This is a genomic window from Ensifer sp. ENS03 (genome assembly GCF_014852035.1).
Taxonomy (GTDB): domain Bacteria; phylum Pseudomonadota; class Alphaproteobacteria; order Rhizobiales; family Rhizobiaceae; genus Ensifer; species Ensifer adhaerens.
The window spans coordinates 780,347-801,658 of record NZ_JACVAV010000002.1 but is presented as its reverse complement, the minus strand read 5'-3'; the positions used below and the strand labels follow the sequence as shown (position 1 = coordinate 801,658).

The window sequence follows — 21,312 nt, the reverse complement described above, 5'->3', positions numbered from 1 at the left end:
TCATGACCACGTTGCAACTGCAAAACATCGTCAAGCGCTACAAGAGCCACACGGTTCTCGACGATCTTACGCTCGATGTCGCCGATGGCGAGCGGCTGGTGCTCTTCGGCCCCTCCGGCGCCGGCAAGACCGTGCTGCTCCGCCTGGTGGCCGGCGTTATTGAGCCGGACGAGGGCAGGGTGCTGATCGGCGGCGAGGACATGACCGATGTCGATGCCGAACATCGCGGCGTCGGCATGGCCTTCCAGAACTTCGCGCTCTTCCCGCACATGAGTGCCTTCGACAACATTGCAAGCCCGCTGACGGCGACGCGATCGTCGAAGGAGAAAATAGCGGCAGGCGTGCAGAAGGTCGCCAAGCTCTTAAAGATCGACCATGTGCTGACGCATCACCCGAAGGCACTGTCGAACGGTCAGAAGCAGCGCACGGCACTTGCCCGTGCGCTTGTCGGCTCGCCGCCGCTGCTTCTCCTCGATGATCCCTTGCGCAACGTCGACGCGAAGCTCCGCTTCGAGATGCGGCTGGAACTGCCGCGACTGCTCGCAGCGCAAGGCGCCACCGTCGTCTACGTCACCCAAGACTACAAGGAGGCGATGGCGCTCGGCGACCGGATCGCGGTCATGGCCTCAGGCCGAATCCGCCAGATCGGCACGCCGCAAGAGATCTACAACGCGCCCGCCGACATCGAGATCGCACGGCTCTTCGGCGATCCGACGATCAACCTGCTGGATGTCACGCCGCAGCGCAGCGGCGGAGACGTCTTCGTCGAGCTCTCGAATGTACGGGTGCGGCTCGGCGACTATGGCGCCGATGTCGTCGGCAGTCCGTGCGTTATCGGGCTCAGGCCGGAGGCGATCAGTTTCGTCGATGCGGCAGCACCTGGCGCCATTCCTGTGACGGTCGAGGCGGAAACGCCGCTCAACGAAAAGACCGTGACGCTGGCGCTGACGGCACGCGGCCGCGAAATCCTGGTGTCGCGTCCGGCCGGCACGCCTGGTCCGACCGCCGGACCTGCCCATATTGCCGTCAATGGCGCGCAGGCCTTTCTCTTCGACAAGACGAGCGGCGCTCTTTTGCCGCGCGCCGACCTTGCAGCCAAGCGCAATGGAGAAGCGGCATGACCGACACCGCTCTTTTGATCAAGGACGTCGACAAGTTCTACGGCCCCGTCGACTTCGGCGTGCATGCCGTGAAGAAGCTGAACATGGATGTGCGAAAGGGCGAGATCATCGCTTTGCTCGGCTCCTCCGGATGCGGCAAGACTTCGACCTTGCGCATGATCGCCGGCTTCGAGGCGGTCTCGCGCGGAACGATCTCGCTTGCAGGCAAAGAGGTCCAGACCCTGCCGCCGGTCCGCCGCAACGTCGCCATGGCGTTCGAAGGCTATTCGCTCTACCCGCCGCTGACGGTGCGCGAAAACATCGCCTTCGCGCTGAAAGCCTCGAAGCTCTCGCAAGCTGTTGTCGACGAGAAGGTGGCTGGCATCGCCAAGCTGCTTGAGATCGAGGACATTCTCGGCCGCTACCCGAGCTCGATTTCCGGCGGCCAGCAACAGCGCGCCTCGCTCGGCCGGGCGCTGATCCGCGATGCCAGCCTGCATCTGCTCGACGAGCCGATGGGGCAATTGGAGCCGCAGCTGCGGGCGCTTTTGCGCGGCCGCATCAAGCATTTCATCAAGGAGCGCGGTCTGACGGCGATCCTCGTCACCCACGACCAGACCGAGGCGAACGCGCTTGCTGACCGCATCGCCGTGATGGAAGGCGGCGTGCTGCAGCAGTTCGACACGCCGCAGAAGATCAAGGAACGGCCGGCCAATCTCTTCACCGGCACTTTCGTCGGCGAGCCGCCGATGAACGTGTTTGAGGCGAGCGTCACCGGTTCCGAAAGCAGGATGGCCTTCGGCCTCAAGGACGGCGTCCGGCTCGAATATGCGGCCTCGGACTTTTCGCATGCGGTGCGCGACGAACTCATCAAGCGGCAGAAGGTGGTGCTCGGCATCCGACCCTATTCGGTGCGCCGCAGCGCCGACGGCGTCACCGGCCGCGTTGCCGTCAACCAGTGGCTCGGCGACCAGACCCATATTGCCGCGGATTTTGCCGGCGGCACCATGGTGCTGGTCGAGCACGACCGCACGCAACTCGATGTCGGTCAGCCGATCGGCATTCATCTCGATCCGTCGAGCCTGCATGTCTTCGACGGGGAAAGCGGCCGGGCGATCAGCCATGGACAGGAGCTCGCCTGATGCGGGACATCCTCATCGGCATCGATGCGGGAACGTCGGTCATCAAGTCGGTGGCCTTCGATCTCGCCGGCCGGCAGCTGGCCATGGCCGCCTTGCCGAACGCCTATGAGCCGGTCGGCCGCGCCGGCAGCGTGCAGGATCTCGACCGCACCTGGGCCGACGCGGCAACGACGCTGAAGCAGCTCTCCGACAAGATCGAGAACCTCGCCGGCCGTGTCGCCGCGATCGCAGTGACCGGTCAGGGCGACGGCACATGGATGATCGACAAGGCCGGCGTGCCGGTCGGCAAGGGCTGGCTGTGGCTCGACGCGCGCGCCGGCGAGACCGTCGAGCGGCTGCGCGCCGACAGCGGCGATATCGCCCGCTTCGAAAGCACCGGCTCTGGCCTTGCCGCCTGCCAGCAGGGGCCGCAGCTTCGCTGGATGCGCGACCATGCGCCCGAGATGCTCTCAGGCGTCGCCACCACCTTTCATTGCAAGGACTGGCTCTATTTCAAGCTGACGGGCAAACGCGCCACCGATCCCTCCGAGGCGAATTTCAGTTTCGGCAATTTCCGCAGCCGCAGCTACAGCGACGATGTCATCCGCTTTCTCGGCCTTGAAAAGCTGAAGCATGTGCTGCCCGAGATCGTCGACGGAGCGGCGACCCATCATCCGCTTTCGGCGGAAGCGGCCGGGATCACCGGGCTCACCGAGGGCACGCCCATCGTGCTCGGCTACGTCGATGTCGTCTGCACAGCCCTTGGCGCCGGGCTCTACGATCCGGGCACTGATACCGGCTGCTCGATCATCGGCTCGACCGGCATGCACATGCGGCTCGCCAATGGCGCCGACGATGTGCGGCTGAACCGGGACTTGACCGGCTACACCATGTGCATGCCGATCCCCGGCGCCTATGCGCAGATGCAGTCGAACATGGCCGCGACGCTCAATATCGACTGGATCCTCTCGCTGGCCTCAGGCCTCTTGAAGGGCATGGGGGTCGAGAAATCCAAGAGCGAGTTGCTCGCTCTTGTCGACGGCTGGCTGGCCGATGCCAAGGACACGCCATTGATCTTCCAGCCCTATATCTCGGAAGCCGGCGAGCGTGGCCCCTTCGTCGACGCAACGGCGCGGGCGTCCTTCGTCGGGCTGTCGATCACCCACGGCTTTCCCGACATGGTAAAGGCGGTGTTCGACGGGCTCGCCATGGCGGCGCGCGATTGCTACGCCGAGATGGGGCCGCTTCCAGGCCGCATCCGGCTGACGGGGGGAGCTGCCCGCAGCGCCTCGCTCCGCCGCATCCTCGGTGCTGCCCTTGGCGCCAGCGTCCAGACGAGCGAGCGGGAAGAGGCCGGTGCTGCCGGTGCCGCGATGATCGCCGCCGTCTCGCTCGGCATCTATCCCTCGATGGCCGATTGCCTCGGCGATTGGGTGACGCCCTATCAGCGCCCCGCGGAGGCCGCCGATCCGGCGCTTGCCCGCCGCTACAACGAACTCTTTCCCACCTACCAGCAGTCGCGCACAGCGCTCAGGCCCGTCTGGCACGCACTCTCCCAAGGTGCGGCCGCGGGAACTCAACAGGAAACATCGAAATGAAGAAGATAGCCATTATCGGCGACCGGTTCATGCTGCCGGACGTGTTTCGCGACAAGATCGTCGAGGCGACCGGCAACGGCCATGACATCCGCACGCTCGAACTGCCCTGGCCGGATGTGCCGATGGAGCACGGCTATGCCGTCGAGGGCATGGACGGGCTCAAGGAATATCTAGGCAAGCCGGAGGACATTATCGACTTCATCGGTGACGCCGAGATCCTGGTGACGCAGCTGGCGCCGCTGTCGCGCGGAATGCTTCAGGCACTGCCCGGCTTGAGGCTCGTTGCCGTCTCGCGCGGCGGTCCTGTCAACATCGACATGGGGGCCGCACGCGATGCCGGCGTTCGCGTCGTCAACACGCCCGGCCGCAATGCCAACGCCGTTGCCGAGTTCACGCTTGGTGCCATTCTCGCCGAAACGCGGCTGATCCGCACCGGCCACGAAGCCTTGCGCAAGGGCGAGTGGCGGGGCGATCTCTACCGCGCCGATCGCACCGGTCGCGAGCTCTGCGAAATGACCGTCGGCGTCATCGGCTACGGCAATATCGGCACCAAGGTGGTGCGCCTTTTGCGCGCCTTCGGCACCAAGGTGCTGGTGCACGATCCCTATGTACAGCTCTCGGCCGATGATCTGAACGCCGGCGTCGAGCAGGTGTCGCTCGACACGCTTCTCTCCCGTTCCGATGTCGTGACCTTGCATCCGCGCGTCACGGAGGAGACACGCAACATGATGAACGCCGAGACCTTCGCCAGGATGAGGCCGGGCGCGATCTTCGTGAACACGGCGCGCGGTCCGCTCTGCGACTACGACGCCCTTTATGAGAACCTGGTGAGCGGCCATCTGTCGGCGGCGATGCTCGAAACCTTCGCGATCGAGCCGGTGCCGAAAGACTGGCCACTGCTGCAACTGGCGAATGTGACGCTGACGCCGCATATTGCCGGCGCCTCGGTACGCACCGTCACCTTCGCCGCCGAAATGGCGGCCGAGGAAGTCCGCCGCTACATCGCCGGTCTGCCGCCGGTCAATCCGTGCTGATGACAGGAGCAACGATAGTGAGTTCCGAGACCGGAATATACGATCTGTTCGTCGTCGGCGGCGGCGTCAATGGTGCGGGCATCGCGCGCGATGCGGCCGGGCGCGGGCTCTCGGTGCTGTTGTGCGAAAAGGACGACCTGGCGCAGGGCACCAGCTCGCGCTCCGGCAAGCTGGTGCATGGCGGCCTGCGTTATCTCGAATATTACGAGTTCCGGCTGGTGCGCGAGGCGCTGATCGAGCGCGAGGTGCTTTTGGAGTCTGCGCCGCACATCATCTGGCCGATGCGCTTCGTGCTGCCGCATAACCCTCAGGACCGCCCGGCCTGGCTCGTCCGGCTCGGGCTGTTCCTCTACGACCATCTCGGCGGGCGCAAACGCCTGCCGGGCACCCGCAGCCTCAACCTTGCGACGGCGCCCGAGGGCGCGCCGATCAAGCGCGATTATCGCAAAGCGTTCGAATATTCCGACTGTTGGGTCGATGACGCGCGCCTCGTGGTGCTCAACGCTCTCGATGCCACCGCTCGTGGCGCCCGGGTGTTGACCCGGACCGCCTGCAGCGCGATCCGAAGGCGGGACGGGCTCTGGTTTATCGAGATGACCGACACGCGCACCGGCGCCAAGACCGAGGCGAGGGCGCGCTGTGTCGTCAACACCGCCGGTCCGTGGGTCAACGACGTCATCGGCCGGATCGGGGGCCTTAACTCCACCCGCAGCGTGCGCCTCGTCAAGGGCAGCCACATCGTCGTGCCGAAATTCTGGGAGGGGCGGCAGGCCTATCTGGTGCAGAACCCGGACAAGCGGGTCATCTTCATCAATCCCTACCAGGACGACCTGGCGCTGATCGGCACGACGGATATCCCCTACGAAGGCCGTCCGGAGGACGTGACCGCCGACGGCAACGAGATCGCCTATCTCTTGAAATCGGTGAACCGCTACTTCAAGCAGCAGCTGACGTCGGACGATATCGTCTACAGCTTCTCCGGCGTACGACCGCTCTATGACGACAATGCCGAAAACCCCTCGGCCGTCACCCGTGACTATATTTTCGAGGTCGATGCGACTGACAACCAGGCGCCGTTGCTCTCGGTCTTCGGTGGCAAGATCACCACTTTCCGCAAGCTTTCCGAACATGCGCTGGAGCGGCTGAAGCCGTTTTTCCCCAAGATGGGGCCGGCCTGGACGGCGAAGGCGCATCTGCCGGGCGGCGACATGGCGGCGGCCGATTTCGATCTGTTCCTGGGTGAGTTGAAGGCGCGCTATCGCTGGTTGCCATCGGATCTCGCCAAACACTATGCGCGGCTCTATGGCACCCGCACGCATGCGCTGCTTGCCGGCGCTACATCGCTTGATGATCTCGGCCCGGCTTTCGGTTCGCTCTTTCGCGAGCGCGAGGCGCGTTTCCTCATCGAAAACGAATGGGCGCTGACGGCGGACGACATTCTCGACCGGCGCACCAAGCATGGCCTGCACATGACGCCGGCCGAGCGGCAGGCCTTTACTCATTGGCTGGACCGCCAGCAGGCCGCGGCCTGAAGGAGAACGGATGCGAAGTCTGGAATTCGAAGCGCTTCTCGATCTTTCGGCCCGCGTCGGGGCGGATCCGCTGCTGGTGCAGGGGGCGGGCGGCAATACCTCGATCAAGGAGGGCGGTACGCTCTGGATCAAGGCCTCGGGCCTGTGGCTGGCGCATGCGCGCCAGCGCGACGTCATGGTGCCGGTGGCGCTCGAGCCCTTGCTCAATGCGTTGGAAGCGAACGACCCGGCAACCGAGAAGGCGCAGGATTTCGTGATAACCGAGCGCAACCCTTCGGGCCTGCGCCCCTCGATCGAAACCACCGTGCATGCGCTGATGCCGCAGAAGGTGGTGGTGCATGTGCACTGCGTCGAGACGATCGCGACGGCGGTGCAGACCAACGGTGCGGCGATCACTGCTGAGCGGCTTGCCGGCTACCCCCATGTTTTCGTGCCCTATGCCCGCCCGGGCCTGCCGCTTGCAAGAGCGATCGCTGAGCGCATGCAGGACAACACGTCGGTTCTGATCCTCGGCAATCACGGCCTGGTCGTCGCCGCTGAAACCGTGGTCGACGCGGCGATCCTGCTCACCGACATTACCCGCCGCCTGACCGACACGCGTCGGCAGGCGCTGGCCGCCGATCTCGCGTCGCTCGGTCGGCTTGCGGTCGACAGCGATTACCGGCTGCCGGAGGACATTGCCTTGCATTCGGTCGCCGCCGATCTCGACAGTTGCCGGCTTGCTGCCGGCGGCAGCCTTTATCCGGATCACGTCATCTTCCTCGGCAAGGGGGTGGCGGTCGCCGCGCCCGGCGAGACCGCGCTTTCGATCGAGACGAAGCGGCGTGCGAGCGGCGACAGCCTGCCACCCTTGCTGCTCTTCCCGGGCAAGGGCGTGCTCGTGCAGAAGGAGATTTCTGCCGGTGCCTTCGCCATGGCGCGGTGCCTTGCCGACGTGACGGCACGCATTCCGGCGGACGCACGGCTTCGCTACCTGACCGAGGCGGAGAACGCCGAGCTTCTCGGCTGGGACGCCGAGAAATACCGCCAGCAGCTCAATCGCGCCGGACAGGTGCTGCAATGAGCGGCGACAATCGCAAGCTGGTCGTCGGCATCGACCTTGGCACCTCGGGCGCCCGTGCGGTCGCGATGGTGGCGGATGGCACGATCGTGGCATCGGGTGCAGCGAAGCTCTCGGTTTTTTCTGCGGATCACCGCGATCCGATCGGCTGGTGGAAGGCCGTGCAGGCGGCGCTCGAAGAAGCGCTTGGGGGTACCGACAGGCAGAAGGTCGTTGCACTTTCGATCGACGGTACATCGGGCACGATGCTGCCGGTCGATCATGCGGGCGCGCCGTTGGCAACGCCTATGATGTACAACGACCCGGTTGCCGACCGCGCACCGCTCGATGCGGTCTCTGCCCATGCGCCGCGCGAAAGTGCGGCCCATGGCGCGACATCCGGCCTTGCCAAGCTTCTCGCTTTCCAGACTATGCCGGACGTGTTCCGGGTGATCCATCAGGCCGATTGGCTGGCCGGGCATTTCACCGGGCTCTACGATGTCTCCGACGAGAACAATGCGCTGAAGACCGGCTACGATCCCGTGTCGCGGTCCTGGCCCGATTGGATGGAAAAGACCGGCGCCCGCGTCGAACTGCTGCCGGATGTGCTGCCGGCTGGTGCGCCGATCGCGACGATCTCGCCGGAAGCGGCCGAAGCCTTCGGGCTTTCAAGTGAGGTGGTGGTCGTTGCCGGTACCACGGACGGATGCGCCTCGTTTCTCGCCACTGGCGCCGATCGACCGGGCGACGGCGTCAGCGCGCTCGGCACGACGCTGACGGTGAAGATGCTGTCCGACCGTCCGCTTTTTGCGCCGGAATACGGGCTCTACAGTCACCGCATCGGCGAGATGTGGCTCGCCGGCGGGGCGTCCAATACGGGCGGGGTGGTGCTGGCCGAGCATTTCTCGCCGGAGCGGATCGTTGCACTTTCGGCCGGGATCGATCCGGCCGTCGACACCGGGCTCGACTATTATCCGCTGGTGAAGCCCGGCGAGCGCTTCCCAATCGCCGATCCGGATTTCGCCCCGCGCATGAGCCCGCGGCCGGCCGATGACGCGACCTTCCTCAAGGCAATCTTCGAGGGCATCGCCGGCGTCGAGAGCCTCGCCTATCAGCGGCTGGCGTCGCTTGGCGGACCGGGGCTCCGATCGCTTCGCAGTGTCGGCGGCGGCGCCAAGAACGCGGCCTGGAGCGCGATCCGGGCGCGCAAGCTCGGCGTGCCGTTCCTGCCCGTCCTGTCCGAGGAGGCGGCGGCCGGCACGGCACGGCTGGCGCTGGCCGGTGCCAGAAAGGCTGGTGTGCTGTGACGTTTGCTCAAACGACTGCGATAGCGAGACTTGGCGAGATTGCCGATCGCTACGACGCCTTCCTGATCGATCAGTTCGGCGTGCTGCGCGATGGCCGCGGGCCCTATCCGGGTGCGGCCGAAACGCTGGTCAAGCTGAAGGATGCGGGAAAGCGCATCATCATCCTCTCGAATTCCGGCAAGCGCTCGGCGGAAAACGACCGTCGCCTCGTCGATCTCGGTTTCGTCGCGGGGAGCTGGGATTGGTTCCTGACCTCGGGCGAGGTCGCCTGGCAGATTCTCAGGCGGGAGGGCGAGGGTGCCACCGGTGGGCGGCGCAAGTGCCTGGTGATCAGTCGCGACGGTGACCTCTCGCCGCTGACGGGGTTAGACCTCGAACGCACGACCAGTGGTGCCGATGCCGATTTCGTGCTGCTCGCCGCGAGCGAGGGCGATGTCCATCCGCTTTCCCACTACGAGGCGCTTTTGGCGCCGGCCGCCAGACGCGGCGTGCCCTGCCTGTGCACCAATCCGGACAAGGTGATGCTGACCAAGGAAGGTACCGCCTTCGGCGCCGGGCGTATCGCCGAGCTCTACGAAGAGCTTGGCGGCGGTGTGCGCTGGATCGGCAAGCCCTTTGCCGACATCTATGCAGCCGCGCTGGAATTCCTCGGCCATCCGAATCCGGCGCGTGTCTGCGCGATCGGCGACAGCATCGAGCATGACATTGCCGGTGCCGCGAGCGCGGGACTTCACTCGATACTGGTGACGACGGGGATCCTGGAGCGCGCCTCGGACGCGGAGCGCCGCAAGCTCTTTGCCGAACACGGCGCCAACCCCGATTTCATCCTTCCGAAATTTCTCTGGTAGCCGGGAGTAAGGTCGTGGCCTTCACGCTGTCGCTCAACACCAATCCGCTGGTCAACCGCTTCGCCGAGCCTGACGACCTGATCGACACGATCGCCGAGAAGATCCGCATCGGCTACGTCCAGCTCACCCACGAGTTCGTCAATCCCGGCTGGCCGGCGGCAACGATCGCCAAGACCGTCAGGCAGTTTCGTCGGGCGCTCGACCGTACCGGCGTGAAGATCACCTCCGGCATGACCGGCCCCTATGGTCGGCTCAATCATTTCGGCCATCCGGACCCGGATGTCAGGCGCTACTATGTCGACTGGTTCAAGACCTTCGCCGATATCTCCGCCGAACTTGGCGCCTCGGGCATGGGCACGCAGTTCGCGATCTTCACGCTTCGCGATTACGACGACCCGTCGCGGCGCGAGGCGATGATGCGGATCGCCATCGACTGCTGGCGCGAAGTTGCCGAGCACGGCAAGGCGGCGGGGCTCTCCTATGTCTTCTGGGAGCCGATGTCGGTCGGGCGCGAGTTCGGCCACACGATCGAGGAATGCCGTGCGCTCGACCGGCGGCTCGCCGAAGCCCATTTGCCGATCCCGATGAAGATGATGGTCGATATCGACCACGGCGACGTCACCTCCGACAACCCCGACGACATCGATCCCTATGCCTGGGCGGCGGCTTTCCCTGAGCGCTCGCCGATCATCCACATCAAGCAATCCTCGATGAACAAGGGCGGCCATTGGCCGTTCACCGCCGCCTACAACCGCGACGGCCGCATCACGCCGGAGAAGCTGATCGGCGCAGTCAAGGCCGGTGGCGGCACCGACAACGAGATCTGCCTGGAGCTTTCCTTCCGCGAACGCGAGCCGACGGACCACAACGTCGTCGAGATGATCCGGGAGTCGGTCGAATTCTGGGAGCCGCATATCGATACGGGCTTCAATCGCACAGGAAAATCACACTGAAAGATCACAAAATCACGTTGTGCAAATTGAAATATCACAAATAGGTGTTATCTTCTCACGGTGAGCGTGGTCGAGGCTGCGCGTGATCGGGACCGAGACGATGAAGCCGGAAGACAGGCGACAGGCGATCATGGATGTGCTGATGGAGGCCGGAACGGCCTCCGTCGAAGACCTCTCATTGCGCTTCGGCGTCAGCAAGATGACAGTGCATCGCGACCTCGACGACCTCGAGCAGGCGGGCCTCTTGCGCAAGGTCCATGGCGGCGCCTCGATCCAGTCGAGCCCGCAATTCGAAAGCGATTTCCGCTACCGCGAGAAGATCGCCATCTCCGAAAAGCGGCGGATCGCCGAACATGCGGCGAGCCTGATCGAGCCGGGGCAGAGCATCCTCATCGACGACAGTTCGACCACCGGCGCGATCGCCGATTGCATCCGCGACATCCGGCCGCTGACGGTCATCACCAACAATCTCGGCGTGATCACCAGCCTCTCGGGTGCTGCGGGCATCACCGTCATCGCGCTCGGCGGCCAATACAACAAGAAGTTCAACGGCTTCTTCGGCATCGTCACCGACGAGGCGCTGCGGTCGCTGCGCGTCGATATCGCCTTTCTTTCCAGTTCTGCCATCGAAGGCACCACGGCCTTCCACCAGGACCAGGAGGTGGTGCAGGCCAAGCGCCTGATGGTGAAGGCGGCCAAGCGCAAATACCTCTTAGTGGACCACGACAAATTCGGGCGCTCTGCGCTCCATTTCCTGACCGGGCTCGATTCTTTCGACGCGGTGCTGACCGGCGCTGAAGTTTCGGCCGAACATGCTGCACCGCTCGAAGAGGCAGGCATCCGGCTGGTCAGGATCGACAATCTCAAGGAGAAAGCATGAGCAAGTCAGGCCTTTGGGTCGGCACCAGCTGGAAGATGAACAAGACGCTTGCCGAGGCGATGGTCTTTGCCGACGGCCTGGCGGCTGCCGACGCATCACGGGACGAGCGGATCCAGCGCTTTGTCATTCCGCCGTTCACGGCGGTGCGTGAGGTCAAGGCGCGACTTTCCGGCACCAGCGTCAAGGTCGGCGCGCAGAACATGCATTGGGACGATGCCGGCGCCTGGACCGGCGAGGTGTCGCCGCCGATGCTTGCGGATTGCAACCTCGATGTGGTCGAGCTCGGCCACAGCGAGCGGCGCGAGCATTTCGGCGAGACTGACCGCACCCTCGGCCTGAAGACGGCAGCCGCCGTGCGCCATGGTCTGGCGCCGCTGATCTGCATCGGCGAGACGCTTTCCGAGCGCGAAGCGGGCGAGGCGGATCAGGTGCTGAAGCGCCAGGTCGAAGGCGCGCTGGCACTTCTCGAAGGCGCGGCGAAGAAGGCGACGATCCTGCTGGCCTACGAGCCGGTCTGGGCAATCGGCGTCAACGGCATTCCGGCGACGGCTGACTATGCCGACGAGCGCCACAAGCGCATCGCAGAGGTGGCGGAAGCCGCCCTCGGCCGTCGCGTGCCGGTGCTCTACGGCGGCAGCGTCAATCCCGGCAATTGCGAAGAACTGATCACCCAGGCGCATATCGACGGCCTCTTCATCGGCCGCTCCGCCTGGGACGTCACTGGCTATCTCGACATTCTGCAGCGTGTCGCCAAGGCGATCTGAGCCCCCAGCCGTTGCAGCTCAAGAAGAAGGAAAGGAACAATCATGAAGATTGCAATCGGAGCCGACAGCGCCGGCAAGCCCCTGCTGGATGTCATTGCCGCCCATCTCGGTGGCCGCAGCGACGTGGAAGTCGTGGATCTCAGCCAGTCCGGCTTCTATGCGGACCTCGCACAGAACCTGGCGCAGCAGGTTGTCGAGGGCAAGCATGACCGCGGCATCCTGTTCTGCGGTACCGGCATCGGTGTATGCATCTCGGCCAACAAGGTGCCGGGCATCCGCGCGGCGCTGACGCACGACACCTATTCGGCCGAGCGGGCCGCCAAGTCGAACAACGCCCAGATCATCACCATGGGCGCCCGCGTCATCGGTCCGGAGCTTGCAAAGTCGATCGTCGACACCTGGCTCGCGTCCGAGTTCGACCCGAACGGCTCTTCGGCCGGCAATGTCGAGGCGATCAATCGCCTGGATGCCGCAAGAGCCGGTTGAGGAAAGGGGCGGGCGGCTTGCCGTCTGCATCCGGTTCCCGGTTCAAGGCCTACCTTATCTCGCGATGCCGTTGATCCTCCCTCAGGCATCGTGACGACGCGCCCGGCAGCGATGCCGGGCGTTTTCATGTCCGGTCTCCCGCTTCGCCTTGACGAAGCTTCTGCAAATATTTGAATATTCTTGCGGATCGTCAATTGAAGGGCGTAGCCGCATGAGTGAAACCACCCCGACCGAGCCGCATCAAAGCGCGCACCACCATGTGGCGCGCATGAGCGGTCGCGACACGCATGAACATCACAGGACGGCGACGACGCTCGAACTCTTGTTCGACCTGACCTTCGTCATCGCCTTTAGCCTGGCGGCTTCGCAGCTTGCTCATTTCCTGGCCGAAGGGCACTTCTTTTCCGGCCTCTTCGGCTTCGCGCTTGCGACCTTCTCCATCTGCTGGGCCTGGATCAATTTCAGCTGGTTTGCCTCCGCCTACGACACGGACGACTGGGTCTTCCGCATCGTCACCATGGTGCAGATGCTCGGCGTGCTGATCCTTGCGATCGGCCTGCCGCCGATGTTCGAATCGATCGACAAGGGTGAGCATCTCGACAACGGCATCATGGTGCTCGGCTATGTCGTCATGCGGGTGGCAATGCTCTTCCAATGGCTGCGCGCCAGCCGGCAGAACCCGGCACGACGGGATGCCTGCATGGCCTATGTCAAAGCAATCAGCCTCGCCCAGCTCGGCTGGGTCGTTCTGATCTTCTTCGATTTCTCGCTGCTGGTGACCTTCGTCATGGTCGTGGGGCTGACGGCGATCGAGATGGTCGGCCCCTATGTCGCCGAGATGCGCTACGGCGGAACGCCCTGGCATGCCCATCACATCGCCGAGCGCTACGGGCTGCTCGCGATCATCGCGCTTGGGGAAGGGGTGGTCGGCACGGTCGCCTCAATCTCCGCCGTGGTCGAAGGGCAGGGCTGGAACCTCGATGTCGCGCTCGTCTGCCTCGCCGGTACGGGGCTCACCTTCGGCATGTGGTGGATCTATTTTCTGCTGCCGAGCGCCGAGATCCTGCACCGGCACCGTCAAAAACGCTCCTTCGTCTGGGGCTACGGCCACATGCCGATCTTCGCCTCGATTGTCGCGACTGGCGCCGGCCTGCATGTGGCGGCCTATTACATCGAGCACAAGGCGCATATCGGCTCGGTCGCAACGGTGCTGACCGTTGCGGTGCCCGTCGCGTGCTACATCGGGCTGCTCTATGCGATGTACGCCTATCTTATGCAGCAGGTGGAGCGGTTGCATCTCTGGCTGCTCGCGGGCACGGCAGTGGTGCTGGCCGCGTCAGTGGTCGCGGCCATGGCCGGGCTCGACATGGCCAAGTGCCTGATCATCCTGATGCTCGCGCCCGTCGTCACCATCGTCGGCTACGAGGTGGCGGGGCACCGGCACCGCGTGGCGGCACTGGATCGCAGCCTGCGCAAGAACGAGGCCGCGCATTGATTTTGCGAGTCGAAACAGTGCGTTGCCGGCTCAAGCTGGTGAGCCGATTCAGGTGGTTCAGAGGTTGATTCAAGCGCAGCGTTCGGCGCTGTTCGCCCCTGCCGCTGCCCCCTCACGCGAGCCTTCTCCCCGCAGGCGGGGAGAGGGAACGAGAACCGCCTCGGAGTTTGTGATGGACCCGGGTGGAAGGCCGTTCTCGGTAGCCCCGGGGAAAGAGTTTGCGCGACAAGGGTGCCGCTTGTGTCCTTCTCCCCGCCCGCGGGGAGAAGGTGGCCGGCAGGCCGGATGAGGGGCATTCCCCTCACCGGGCGGATGAGGGGCGAGCCTACCTCAACCGCATCTCGCGGATCAGGCGTTGACGAGCGCCAGCTTGGCGCGGGCGTCGAGGATCTGGGCGCAGGCGTTGGCCGCCTCCGTACCCTTGATAACGAAGTGCTCGCGGAAGAAGGCGATCAGCGGTTCGCTTTCCTGGAAATTGTGCGGCGTCAGTACGGCGGAAAGCACCGGCACATTGGTGTCGAGTTGCACGCGCATCATGCCGTCGAGCACGGTGCCGGCGACGAAATCGTGGCGGTAGATGCCGCCGTCGACGACGAAGGCGGTGCCGAGGATCGCGGCATAGCGGCCGGTCTTGGCCAGCGTCTGCGCATGCAGCGGGATTTCGAGCGCGCCGGGTACGTCGAAGATCTCGACGTCGGCTGCCGAGCCGCCAAGCTTCGTCCATTGCGTGACGAAGGCATCGACGCAGCGGTCGACGATATCGGCATGCCAGCGGGCACGAACGATCGCGATCTTGGCGGCGGGGTGGGAAAGAATGGTCATGGTCTCAAGCCTTTCAGGGTTTGGCGTTTTCCAATGATCCCGTCGGGCGAACATGCATGCGCGCGAGGTCCCGTCGCGGGGACCCACGTTGCTGCTTGCTCTCTTCCATCCGGACTGTGACCGTCGGCTCCGGAATCTGACCGGATCTGCTGACCCCCAGGGTAAAACCCTGAGGCGCTCGCGGGCTTCGGCCTTTCGGCCGCTACCGCCGGTGGGGAATTTCGCCCCGCCCTGAGAACAACGCGACTATATAGCGCGACCGCGCGCGGTCAAACGCACGGTGCGACGAAAATGCCGGAAATCACGACAGAATTTTGCTTGTCCGGTGGGTGCTCGAAAAACTCATTCTCCTTCCGGCAGTTTCGTACTAGCTAAGCCGAGGTGATCTGCAGGGTTGTTTGACTGTCGGTGGTGGCTGCATCACCTGTGGAAAGCTTGAATAACAGGCGTGAGATTTCAACGCTCCCTCATCTGGGGATGACGAGCCAGAAACCTCTTGCGCACCCAAGACGATTCATAGTTACTGCGAAGCAGAAGCAGCCTTCATCAATTTTTCTTTTGGTGACAGCAAAGGCGCTCCGATTGGCAAAACTCCCGAAGAAACCCGACAATGAGCATCTCAAGCTAAAGCTTTGGGTTGTTGAGGCATCCGCGATTGGCCGGTATCCCATCACGTGTGTCTTCGTCATCGCATTACTGTTTATGTGTGGCAAGGCGTTCGGGATTTGGTGAGGCGTTATGCGCGCAGTTCGTCGTCTTCGGCAGAAAGTGCCCGTCTGGCCCAATGGAGGAGGGCATCGCGATCGTCGAGGCAGTCGATCGGGGCTTCGTAGAAGCGGTGCACGACGACCGTCTTTCCGGCTTTCTGATAGGTGAAGGGCTGGCAGCTCTCGGCCACCAGTGCCTGCTTCAGCGCCTGGTCGACGCGAAAATAGAGGCGGTCCTTGATGCTGACGGCAAAACGCTTGTCGGCGACGAGGTAGGCCCAGCCGCCGAAGAAGCAGTCGATCTGGACGGGCCCGAGATCGGAGAGTTCATCCTGGATATGCCTGACGAAGGCACTCGGCTCGGCCTTGGCCATAATCACATCCTCGTTCGTGGCCGACGGATGGCGCAGCACTACGCTGCGCCATCTTAGCTAGCACTATTCGCGAATGACTAGCAGGTCCTTGGCGGCAAAGCGCAGCGTGACGTTGTCGCCGGAAACCGGCGGGGCCACACCCGGATTGTTGAACATGTCGAAGGAGATGACGTCGCCGCCGACGCGAAGGCGCGTGCGGATGACCGAGCCGAGGAAGCTCGTCGAGACGACCTCGCCCGCAAGCGACGTGTCGCCCGTGGCGCCCTCGGCGATCGAGCCCGCTTCGGGACGAAGCGCCAGCGAAATGCTGTCGCCGCCCTTCATGCCGGCAATCGGATCCTTCAGCGCGATCTGCTGGTTGCCGATCGTGACGGCACCCGCGGCCGGGTCCGCGACCTTGCCTTCGATGATGCTGAGCGTGCCGACGAAGGAGGCGACGAAACGCGTTGACGGCGTGTTGTAGATCTCGAAGGGGGTGCCGATCTGGTCGGCGCGGCCGGCATTCATGACGACGATGCGATCGGAGATCGACAGCGCTTCTTCCTGGTCATGGGTCACGAACACGGTGGTGATGCCGAGCTGTTGCTGGATCTGCCGGATTTCCTCGCGCAGCGACACGCGGATCTTGGCGTCGAGCGCCGACAGCGGCTCGTCGAGCAGCAGCACCTGCGGCTTGACCGCAATGGCGCGGGCAAGCGCAACGCGCTGCTGCTGACCACCGGAGAGCTGGTAGGGGAAGCGGTCCGCCAGGTGCTCGAGCTTGATCAGCCCGAGCATCTGCTTCACCCTCGCGTCGATCTCCGACTTGTCTGTACCTGCGACCTTGAGGCCGAAGGCGACGTTGTCATGCACGTTCATGTTGGGAAACAGCGCATAGGCCTGGAACACCATGCCGATGTTGCGCTGGTTGGGCTTCAGCGAGTTCTGGTCGCGGCCGTTGATGACGATCTTGCCGCTGGTCGGGCTTTCGAAGCCGGCGATCATGCGCAGGACCGTGGTCTTGCCGCAGCCCGATGGCCCGAGGAACGAGACGAACTCGCCCTTTTCGATGTCCATGTTGAAATCGTGCACGACGTGAACCGGGCCGAAGGACTTCTTGATGCTGGTGAGTGACAGGAAACTCATGGGTGCGGTCCTCAGGCCTTAGGAGGCGCGCTTTTTTGAAAGCGCGAGACGAGCTGGATGAGGCCGAGGCAGCCCCAGGTGATGCCGAATGCAATGACGGCGAGTGCGGCCGGTTCATAGGCGCGGTTGGCGCCCAGGAGCTGCATGTAGGGGCCGAAAGCCGGGCGATTGAGCAAGGCCGCCATGGTGAACTCGCCGATGACGATGGCAAAGGTCAGGAAGGCGCCCGAGAGCACGGCGACGAGCACGTTCGGCAGAATGATCTTGGCAAGGATCGTCGTCCATCCGGCGCCGAGGCTTTGGGCGGCCTCGGTCAAGGTGGCGACGTCGATGGTGCGAAGGCCCGTGTCGACTGCGCGGTACATGTAGGGTAGCGCAAGCGTCGCATAGCCGAACATCAGGAGGATGTTGGTGCCGGTGAGCGAGCCCGTCAACGGCAGCCAGCTCGAGGTGTTGTAGAGCCGGATGTACCCGAAGACGATGACGATCGCTGGGATGACCAGCGGCAGCAGCGTGATGAACTCGATGACGGGGCGCAGCCGCGGCAGCTTGAGGCGGACCCAGTAGGCTGTCGGCACGACGAGCAGAACACCGAAGAGGATCGTGAACAAGGCCTGTAGCACCGAATAGGTGAAGGTCTCCTGGAAGCGTGGGTCGGCGAAGACCTTCTGGTAAGCGTCGAAGGAGTATTCGCCGCGGCGCATCTTCAAGGAGAAGTTGGTCATGCCGATGAGCGGCAGGGTGAAATAGAGGAGGCCGAAAACGAGGGCTCCCCAGGCCCAGATCTTCTTCATTTCAGCCACCTTTCGCTGCGGCTGCGCAGCCAGATGTAGATCGCGTTGGCGATACCGGTGACGACGATCATGCCGAAGGCGAGCGCGTAACCGAGATGCGGGTTGCCGAGCACGTCGCCGCGGATCTGAGCAAAGAGCAGGATCGGCACGATCGAGAGCGACGAGCCGGTGAGTGCGATCGCGGTCGCAACGGCGCCGAAGGCATTGGCGAAAAGCAGCGCCAGCGTGCCGAGCAGCGACGGAAGCAGGATCGGGAAGGCGACCATGCGCCAGTATTGCAGGCCGGTGGCGCCGAGGATCTCGGCGGCCTCGCGCCATTCGCGCTTCAGGCCGTCGAGTGCCGGCGTGATGATCAGGATCATCAGCGGGATCTGGAAGAACAGATAGGTGACCGTCAGCCCCCAGAAGGACAGCAGGTTGAAGCCGAGCATCCGGAGGTCGAGCCCGAAGTTCGAGCGCAGGAAGACGGTGACGATGCCGACAGGTCCAAGCGTCGCGAGAAAGGCAAAGGCGAGCGGCACGCCGGCGAAGTTGGAGGCGACGCCCGAGAAGGTCAGAAGCGGTCCGCGGATCCCCTTCGGCAAGCCGCCGAAGACGATGGCGGACGCCATGGCAAAGCCGATCAGGCAGCCGAGAAGCGCCGAGGCGATGCTGATCTTGATGGAGATCCAGTAGGCAGCCAGAATCGAGGGCGTGAACAGGCCGCGGATGTTGTCGAGCGTGAAGCTGCCATCGGGCGTCTGAAACGCGCCGACCACGATCTTCATCGTCGGCAAAAGCAGGAACAGCGTCACGAAGGCGGCAAAGGGAAGAATGCCCAGCCAGTGAAGCGGTAGGCGACGCGCCGGCGGGCTGGCGTCGGGTTTAGCAGATGACATTCCGTTCGCGCCCCTGAAGCCGCGTTTTCCACGCGGGCGTTATCGATTGTTGCAAGCAAGAAGCGGGAAACCGAGGAAGCCGCGCACGGCTACCGGATCTCGCTCCAAGGACTTGAATTTCTTACGAATAACCTATGCGCCCCGACCGGAAAACCGGTCGGGGCGACATGTCTGTGGAAAGGCTTACTGAACGTTCGCGCCGACGACGGAATCCCAGCCGCCGGTGACGGCAGCCTTGTTGGCGTCGACTTCTTCGAGCGTCGGGAAGTAGGCCTTCTCGTAAGCGGCTGCCGGCGGCAGGGCGTCGATCAGCTCCTGCGGAACCTTGCCGGCCTTGACCATGGCGTTGAAGCGGGTCGGGTGGCAGAAGCCCTTGAGCCAGCCGAGCTGACCTTCGTCGGAGTAGAGGTGCTCCATCCACAGCTTCGCTGCGTTCGGGTGCGGCGCGTAGGCGGAGATGCCCTGAACGTAGACGCCGGCGAGAACGCCGCTGGCCGGAACGACGACTTCGGTCGGCGGATTGCCGTTGAGCGTCTTTGCCCAGCCGAGCGCGTTGTAGTCCCAGGCAACGACGATCGGGGTCGAGCCCTGTGCGAGCGTGCCCGACTTGCCGATAACCGGAACGAAGTTGCCGGCCTTGTTCAGTTCGGCGAAGTAGCCGAGACCAGCTTCACCAGCTTCCTTGCCGGACTTTGCACCCTTGGCGAGGCCAGCGGCGAGAACGCCGAGGATCGCCTGGTTCGAGGCGCGGGGGTCACCGGCGAGAGCAACCTGGCCGGCATATTCCGGCTTCAGCAGATCAGCCCAGTCCTTCGGTGCGTTCTGGACGAGGTCCTTGTTCACGAGGAAGGACATGACGCCGTAGTAGTCGCCGTACCAGTAGCCTTCGGCGTCCTTGACGCTGTCCGGGATCTCGTCCCAGGTGGAGACCTTGTAGGGCTGCAGCAGGCCTTCGGCCTTCATCTGCGGGCCGAAGGCGAGACCGACGTCGACGACGTCAGGAGCCTGCGGGCCCTTGTTGTCCTTGTTGGCCTTGACGGCTTCGACTTCGTCGGCCGAGCCTGCGTCCGGGTTCAGTTCGTTGACCTGGATTTCCGGATACTTGGCCTTGAAGGAAGCGATGACGTCGCCGTAGCCGCACCAGTCGTGGGGCAGGGCGACGGTCGTCAGCATGCCTTCCTTCTTGGCGGCTTCGATGAGCTCGGCGCTCGGTTCGGCAGCGGCGATTGCCGTCGTCGCCAGGAAAATGGCGGTGGAGAGCGAAAGCAGGCGTTGGGTTTTTGAAATCACTGGAGTTCTCCTTATGGGTTTAGTCAAATTCGTGGGGTTTCAGTCGATTTCGGCGAAGCTGTTAAAGAGATGCGATGAAAGTAATGTGACAGGGGGTTTATCCGTTAGCGCCGCGTATGTCGTTGGAAGAACATTTCTTTTTTGGCTTCGGCGGGCCACTGTCGCATAACTGCATGAAATCCTGTGAACGTGTCGGCGAATTCTCCTAGACCGGTTTGCGAAAGATGCGGGTGGAATCGAACAGGCCCTCAAGCGTCTTCATCCGATCCCGGGTTTCGTCCCAGTTCGAACTCTGAACGGCCTCGATCAGAGCCTCGATCAAGAACAGGATGACGACGGAGCTGTCCCAGGCGGACGGCACCTCGATCTGCGAGCGAAACACCCTTGAGGCGGACTTGGCGACCGGTGAACTCCAGCGATCGGTAAAAAGGATGATCTCGACACCCCGCTCGCTGGCGGATTTGGCAAGCGTCACCATCTCCTGCTCGTAGCGGCGAATGTCGAAGAGAATCAGTACGTCGCCCTGGCGCATGTCGAGCACATAGTGCGGCCAGGCGCTGGCATTGGTGGCGATTTCGGTGACCCCCGGCCGAATGACCTGAAGGTGGGTGAAGAGATAATCGGCGAGCGAGCGGGTGATGCGGCCGCCGAGCAGATAGATGCTGCGCTTGCGGTCAGCGATCAGCGCAGCCGCCTGATCGAACTCCTGCGGCTCGATCTGGGTCAGCGTCTCGCGCAGATTGCTGGTGATCGCGTCGGCAAAGCGGTTGAGCGTGTGGGTGCCGGGCGCATTGGCAGCCCAGCGGTCGTGCTTGGTGATCGGATTGGAAATCGTCGCTTCCAATTCCTGATGCAGCCTTGCCTGGAAATCCGGAAAACCGCGGAAACCGAGCTTCTGCACCATGCGGGCGACCGTCGGTGTCGAAACGCCGGCGTTCTCGGCAACCGTGGTGATCGAACCGAGTCCCGAAACGGGATAATTGTCGAGAAGCGTCTCTGCCAATTGCTTCTCCGCGCGGGTCAGCACGGTGAAGTGGGCGTTGATCACATCCGACACGGTGGTGGACGTCGCCTTGCTGCTCAAATTGTCTCCCCTGAACCGATCTTAAGCCGGTTTGTGACAGATTAAACATCGCTGTCACAATTGGAGTCAATCGCAATTTTG

20 protein-coding genes and 1 riboswitch are annotated in these 21,312 nt (G+C 63.7%); of the genes, 13 read left to right on the top strand and 7 right to left on the bottom strand.

Translation table 11 applies throughout. The annotated features are described in order from the left end of the window. Positions 1-2 precede the first annotated feature (2 nt). From IB263_RS10630 to IB263_RS10570, 13 genes are all read left to right on the top strand, one after another. Positions 3-1,121, top strand: a complete 1,119-nt coding sequence (locus IB263_RS10630) for an ABC transporter ATP-binding protein (protein ID WP_192438475.1) — start codon at positions 3-5, stop codon at positions 1,119-1,121. Continuing rightward, complete coding sequence (locus tag IB263_RS10625; protein ID WP_192438474.1) at positions 1,118-2,242, top strand: ABC transporter ATP-binding protein; 1,125 nt, start codon at positions 1,118-1,120, stop codon at positions 2,240-2,242. Before IB263_RS10630 ends, IB263_RS10625 begins: the two co-directional genes overlap by 4 nt. Then, positions 2,242-3,819, top strand: a complete 1,578-nt coding sequence (locus IB263_RS10620) for an FGGY-family carbohydrate kinase (RefSeq protein ID WP_192438473.1) — start codon at positions 2,242-2,244, stop codon at positions 3,817-3,819. The genes IB263_RS10625 and IB263_RS10620 overlap by 1 nt, the downstream gene beginning before the upstream one ends. After that, entirely contained in the window at positions 3,816-4,853 is a 1,038-nt protein-coding gene (locus IB263_RS10615) for a 2-hydroxyacid dehydrogenase (protein WP_113188345.1), read from the top strand. Before IB263_RS10620 ends, IB263_RS10615 begins: the two co-directional genes overlap by 4 nt. After that, positions 4,853-6,385, top strand: coding sequence for a glycerol-3-phosphate dehydrogenase (locus IB263_RS10610; protein ID WP_192438472.1), 1,533 nt, complete (start codon positions 4,853-4,855; stop codon positions 6,383-6,385). Before IB263_RS10615 ends, IB263_RS10610 begins: the two co-directional genes overlap by 1 nt. A gap of 10 nt (positions 6,386-6,395) precedes the next feature. Next, the gene (locus tag IB263_RS10605; protein ID WP_192438471.1) at positions 6,396-7,448 is read left to right on the top strand and encodes a class II aldolase/adducin family protein; all 1,053 of its coding nucleotides are present in this window, start codon (positions 6,396-6,398) and stop codon (positions 7,446-7,448) included. Beyond that, the gene (locus tag IB263_RS10600; protein WP_192438470.1) at positions 7,445-8,731 is read left to right on the top strand and encodes an FGGY-family carbohydrate kinase; all 1,287 of its coding nucleotides are present in this window, start codon (positions 7,445-7,447) and stop codon (positions 8,729-8,731) included. The genes IB263_RS10605 and IB263_RS10600 overlap by 4 nt, the downstream gene beginning before the upstream one ends. Continuing rightward, positions 8,728-9,579, top strand: coding sequence for a TIGR01459 family HAD-type hydrolase (locus tag IB263_RS10595; protein ID WP_210338233.1), 852 nt, complete (start codon positions 8,728-8,730; stop codon positions 9,577-9,579). Before IB263_RS10600 ends, IB263_RS10595 begins: the two co-directional genes overlap by 4 nt. A 14-nt stretch (positions 9,580-9,593) precedes the next feature. Next, positions 9,594-10,532: a TIM barrel protein gene (locus IB263_RS10590; protein ID WP_192438469.1), complete on the top strand. Its 939-nt coding sequence runs from the start codon at positions 9,594-9,596 to the stop codon at positions 10,530-10,532. Positions 10,533-10,632: 100 nt separating this feature from the next. After that, positions 10,633-11,412 carry a DeoR/GlpR family DNA-binding transcription regulator gene (locus tag IB263_RS10585; protein ID WP_060516162.1) on the top strand — a complete coding sequence of 260 codons (780 nt, stop codon included), beginning with the start codon at positions 10,633-10,635 and terminating at the stop codon, positions 11,410-11,412. After that, complete coding sequence (locus tag IB263_RS10580; RefSeq protein WP_192438468.1) at positions 11,409-12,176, top strand: triose-phosphate isomerase; 768 nt, start codon at positions 11,409-11,411, stop codon at positions 12,174-12,176. Before IB263_RS10585 ends, IB263_RS10580 begins: the two co-directional genes overlap by 4 nt. A gap of 42 nt (positions 12,177-12,218) precedes the next feature. Continuing rightward, the gene (locus IB263_RS10575; protein WP_034792218.1) at positions 12,219-12,662 is read left to right on the top strand and encodes an RpiB/LacA/LacB family sugar-phosphate isomerase; all 444 of its coding nucleotides are present in this window, start codon (positions 12,219-12,221) and stop codon (positions 12,660-12,662) included. 211 nt (positions 12,663-12,873) lie between these two features. Further along, positions 12,874-14,157: a low temperature requirement protein A gene (locus IB263_RS10570; RefSeq protein ID WP_192438467.1), complete on the top strand. Its 1,284-nt coding sequence runs from the start codon at positions 12,874-12,876 to the stop codon at positions 14,155-14,157. A 348-nt stretch (positions 14,158-14,505) separates the two neighbouring features. On the opposite strand, the gene IB263_RS10565 is transcribed toward IB263_RS10570, so the two are convergent. From IB263_RS10565 to IB263_RS10535, 7 genes are all read right to left on the bottom strand, one after another. Further along, positions 14,506-14,979 (bottom strand): 6,7-dimethyl-8-ribityllumazine synthase, encoded by a 474-nt coding sequence (locus IB263_RS10565; RefSeq protein ID WP_192438466.1) that lies wholly within the window; start codon positions 14,977-14,979, stop codon positions 14,506-14,508. Between the two features lie 93 nt (positions 14,980-15,072). Then, a riboswitch (FMN riboswitch) is annotated at positions 15,073-15,222 on the bottom strand. 493 nt (positions 15,223-15,715) lie between these two features. After that, on the bottom strand, positions 15,716-16,060 hold the full coding sequence (locus IB263_RS10560; protein ID WP_113294014.1) for a TfoX/Sxy family protein: 345 nt from the start codon (positions 16,058-16,060) through the stop codon (positions 15,716-15,718). Positions 16,061-16,123: 63 nt separating this feature from the next. Next, positions 16,124-17,185, bottom strand: coding sequence for an ABC transporter ATP-binding protein (locus tag IB263_RS10555; protein WP_034792269.1), 1,062 nt, complete (start codon positions 17,183-17,185; stop codon positions 16,124-16,126). Between the two features lie 11 nt (positions 17,186-17,196). Beyond that, entirely contained in the window at positions 17,197-17,979 is a 783-nt protein-coding gene (locus IB263_RS10550; RefSeq protein ID WP_034792271.1) for an ABC transporter permease, read from the bottom strand. Then, entirely contained in the window at positions 17,976-18,857 is an 882-nt protein-coding gene (locus tag IB263_RS10545; RefSeq protein ID WP_034792273.1) for an ABC transporter permease subunit, read from the bottom strand. The genes IB263_RS10550 and IB263_RS10545 overlap by 4 nt, the downstream gene beginning before the upstream one ends. A gap of 183 nt (positions 18,858-19,040) precedes the next feature. Then, complete coding sequence (locus IB263_RS10540) at positions 19,041-20,147, bottom strand: ABC transporter substrate-binding protein (RefSeq protein WP_034792275.1); 1,107 nt, start codon at positions 20,145-20,147, stop codon at positions 19,041-19,043. Positions 20,148-20,352: 205 nt separating this feature from the next. Next, complete coding sequence (locus tag IB263_RS10535; protein WP_192438465.1) at positions 20,353-21,231, bottom strand: MurR/RpiR family transcriptional regulator; 879 nt, start codon at positions 21,229-21,231, stop codon at positions 20,353-20,355. Between the last annotated feature and the right edge of the window lie 81 nt (positions 21,232-21,312).

Excerpts from the sequence above, each read along its gene's own strand:
- IB263_RS10630 (WP_192438475.1), top strand. The coding sequence starts at position 3 with ATGACCACGTTGCAACTGCAAAACATCGTCAAGCGCTACAAGAGCCAC.
- IB263_RS10625 (WP_192438474.1), top strand. The coding sequence starts at position 1,118 with ATGACCGACACCGCTCTTTTGATCAAGGACGTCGACAAGTTCTACGGC.
- IB263_RS10620 (WP_192438473.1), top strand. The coding sequence starts at position 2,242 with ATGCGGGACATCCTCATCGGCATCGATGCGGGAACGTCGGTCATCAAG.
- IB263_RS10615 (WP_113188345.1), top strand. The coding sequence starts at position 3,816 with ATGAAGAAGATAGCCATTATCGGCGACCGGTTCATGCTGCCGGACGTG.
- IB263_RS10610 (WP_192438472.1), top strand. The coding sequence starts at position 4,853 with ATGACAGGAGCAACGATAGTGAGTTCCGAGACCGGAATATACGATCTG.
- IB263_RS10605 (WP_192438471.1), top strand. The coding sequence starts at position 6,396 with ATGCGAAGTCTGGAATTCGAAGCGCTTCTCGATCTTTCGGCCCGCGTC.
- IB263_RS10600 (WP_192438470.1), top strand. The coding sequence starts at position 7,445 with ATGAGCGGCGACAATCGCAAGCTGGTCGTCGGCATCGACCTTGGCACC.
- IB263_RS10585 (WP_060516162.1), top strand. The coding sequence starts at position 10,633 with ATGAAGCCGGAAGACAGGCGACAGGCGATCATGGATGTGCTGATGGAG.
- IB263_RS10580 (WP_192438468.1), top strand. The coding sequence starts at position 11,409 with ATGAGCAAGTCAGGCCTTTGGGTCGGCACCAGCTGGAAGATGAACAAG.
- IB263_RS10575 (WP_034792218.1), top strand. The coding sequence starts at position 12,219 with ATGAAGATTGCAATCGGAGCCGACAGCGCCGGCAAGCCCCTGCTGGAT.
- IB263_RS10570 (WP_192438467.1), top strand. The coding sequence starts at position 12,874 with ATGAGTGAAACCACCCCGACCGAGCCGCATCAAAGCGCGCACCACCAT.
- IB263_RS10565 (WP_192438466.1), bottom strand. The coding sequence starts at position 14,979 with ATGACCATTCTTTCCCACCCCGCCGCCAAGATCGCGATCGTTCGTGCC.
- IB263_RS10560 (WP_113294014.1), bottom strand. The coding sequence starts at position 16,060 with ATGGCCAAGGCCGAGCCGAGTGCCTTCGTCAGGCATATCCAGGATGAA.
- IB263_RS10555 (WP_034792269.1), bottom strand. The coding sequence starts at position 17,185 with ATGAGTTTCCTGTCACTCACCAGCATCAAGAAGTCCTTCGGCCCGGTT.
- IB263_RS10550 (WP_034792271.1), bottom strand. The coding sequence starts at position 17,979 with ATGAAGAAGATCTGGGCCTGGGGAGCCCTCGTTTTCGGCCTCCTCTAT.
- IB263_RS10545 (WP_034792273.1), bottom strand. The coding sequence starts at position 18,857 with ATGTCATCTGCTAAACCCGACGCCAGCCCGCCGGCGCGTCGCCTACCG.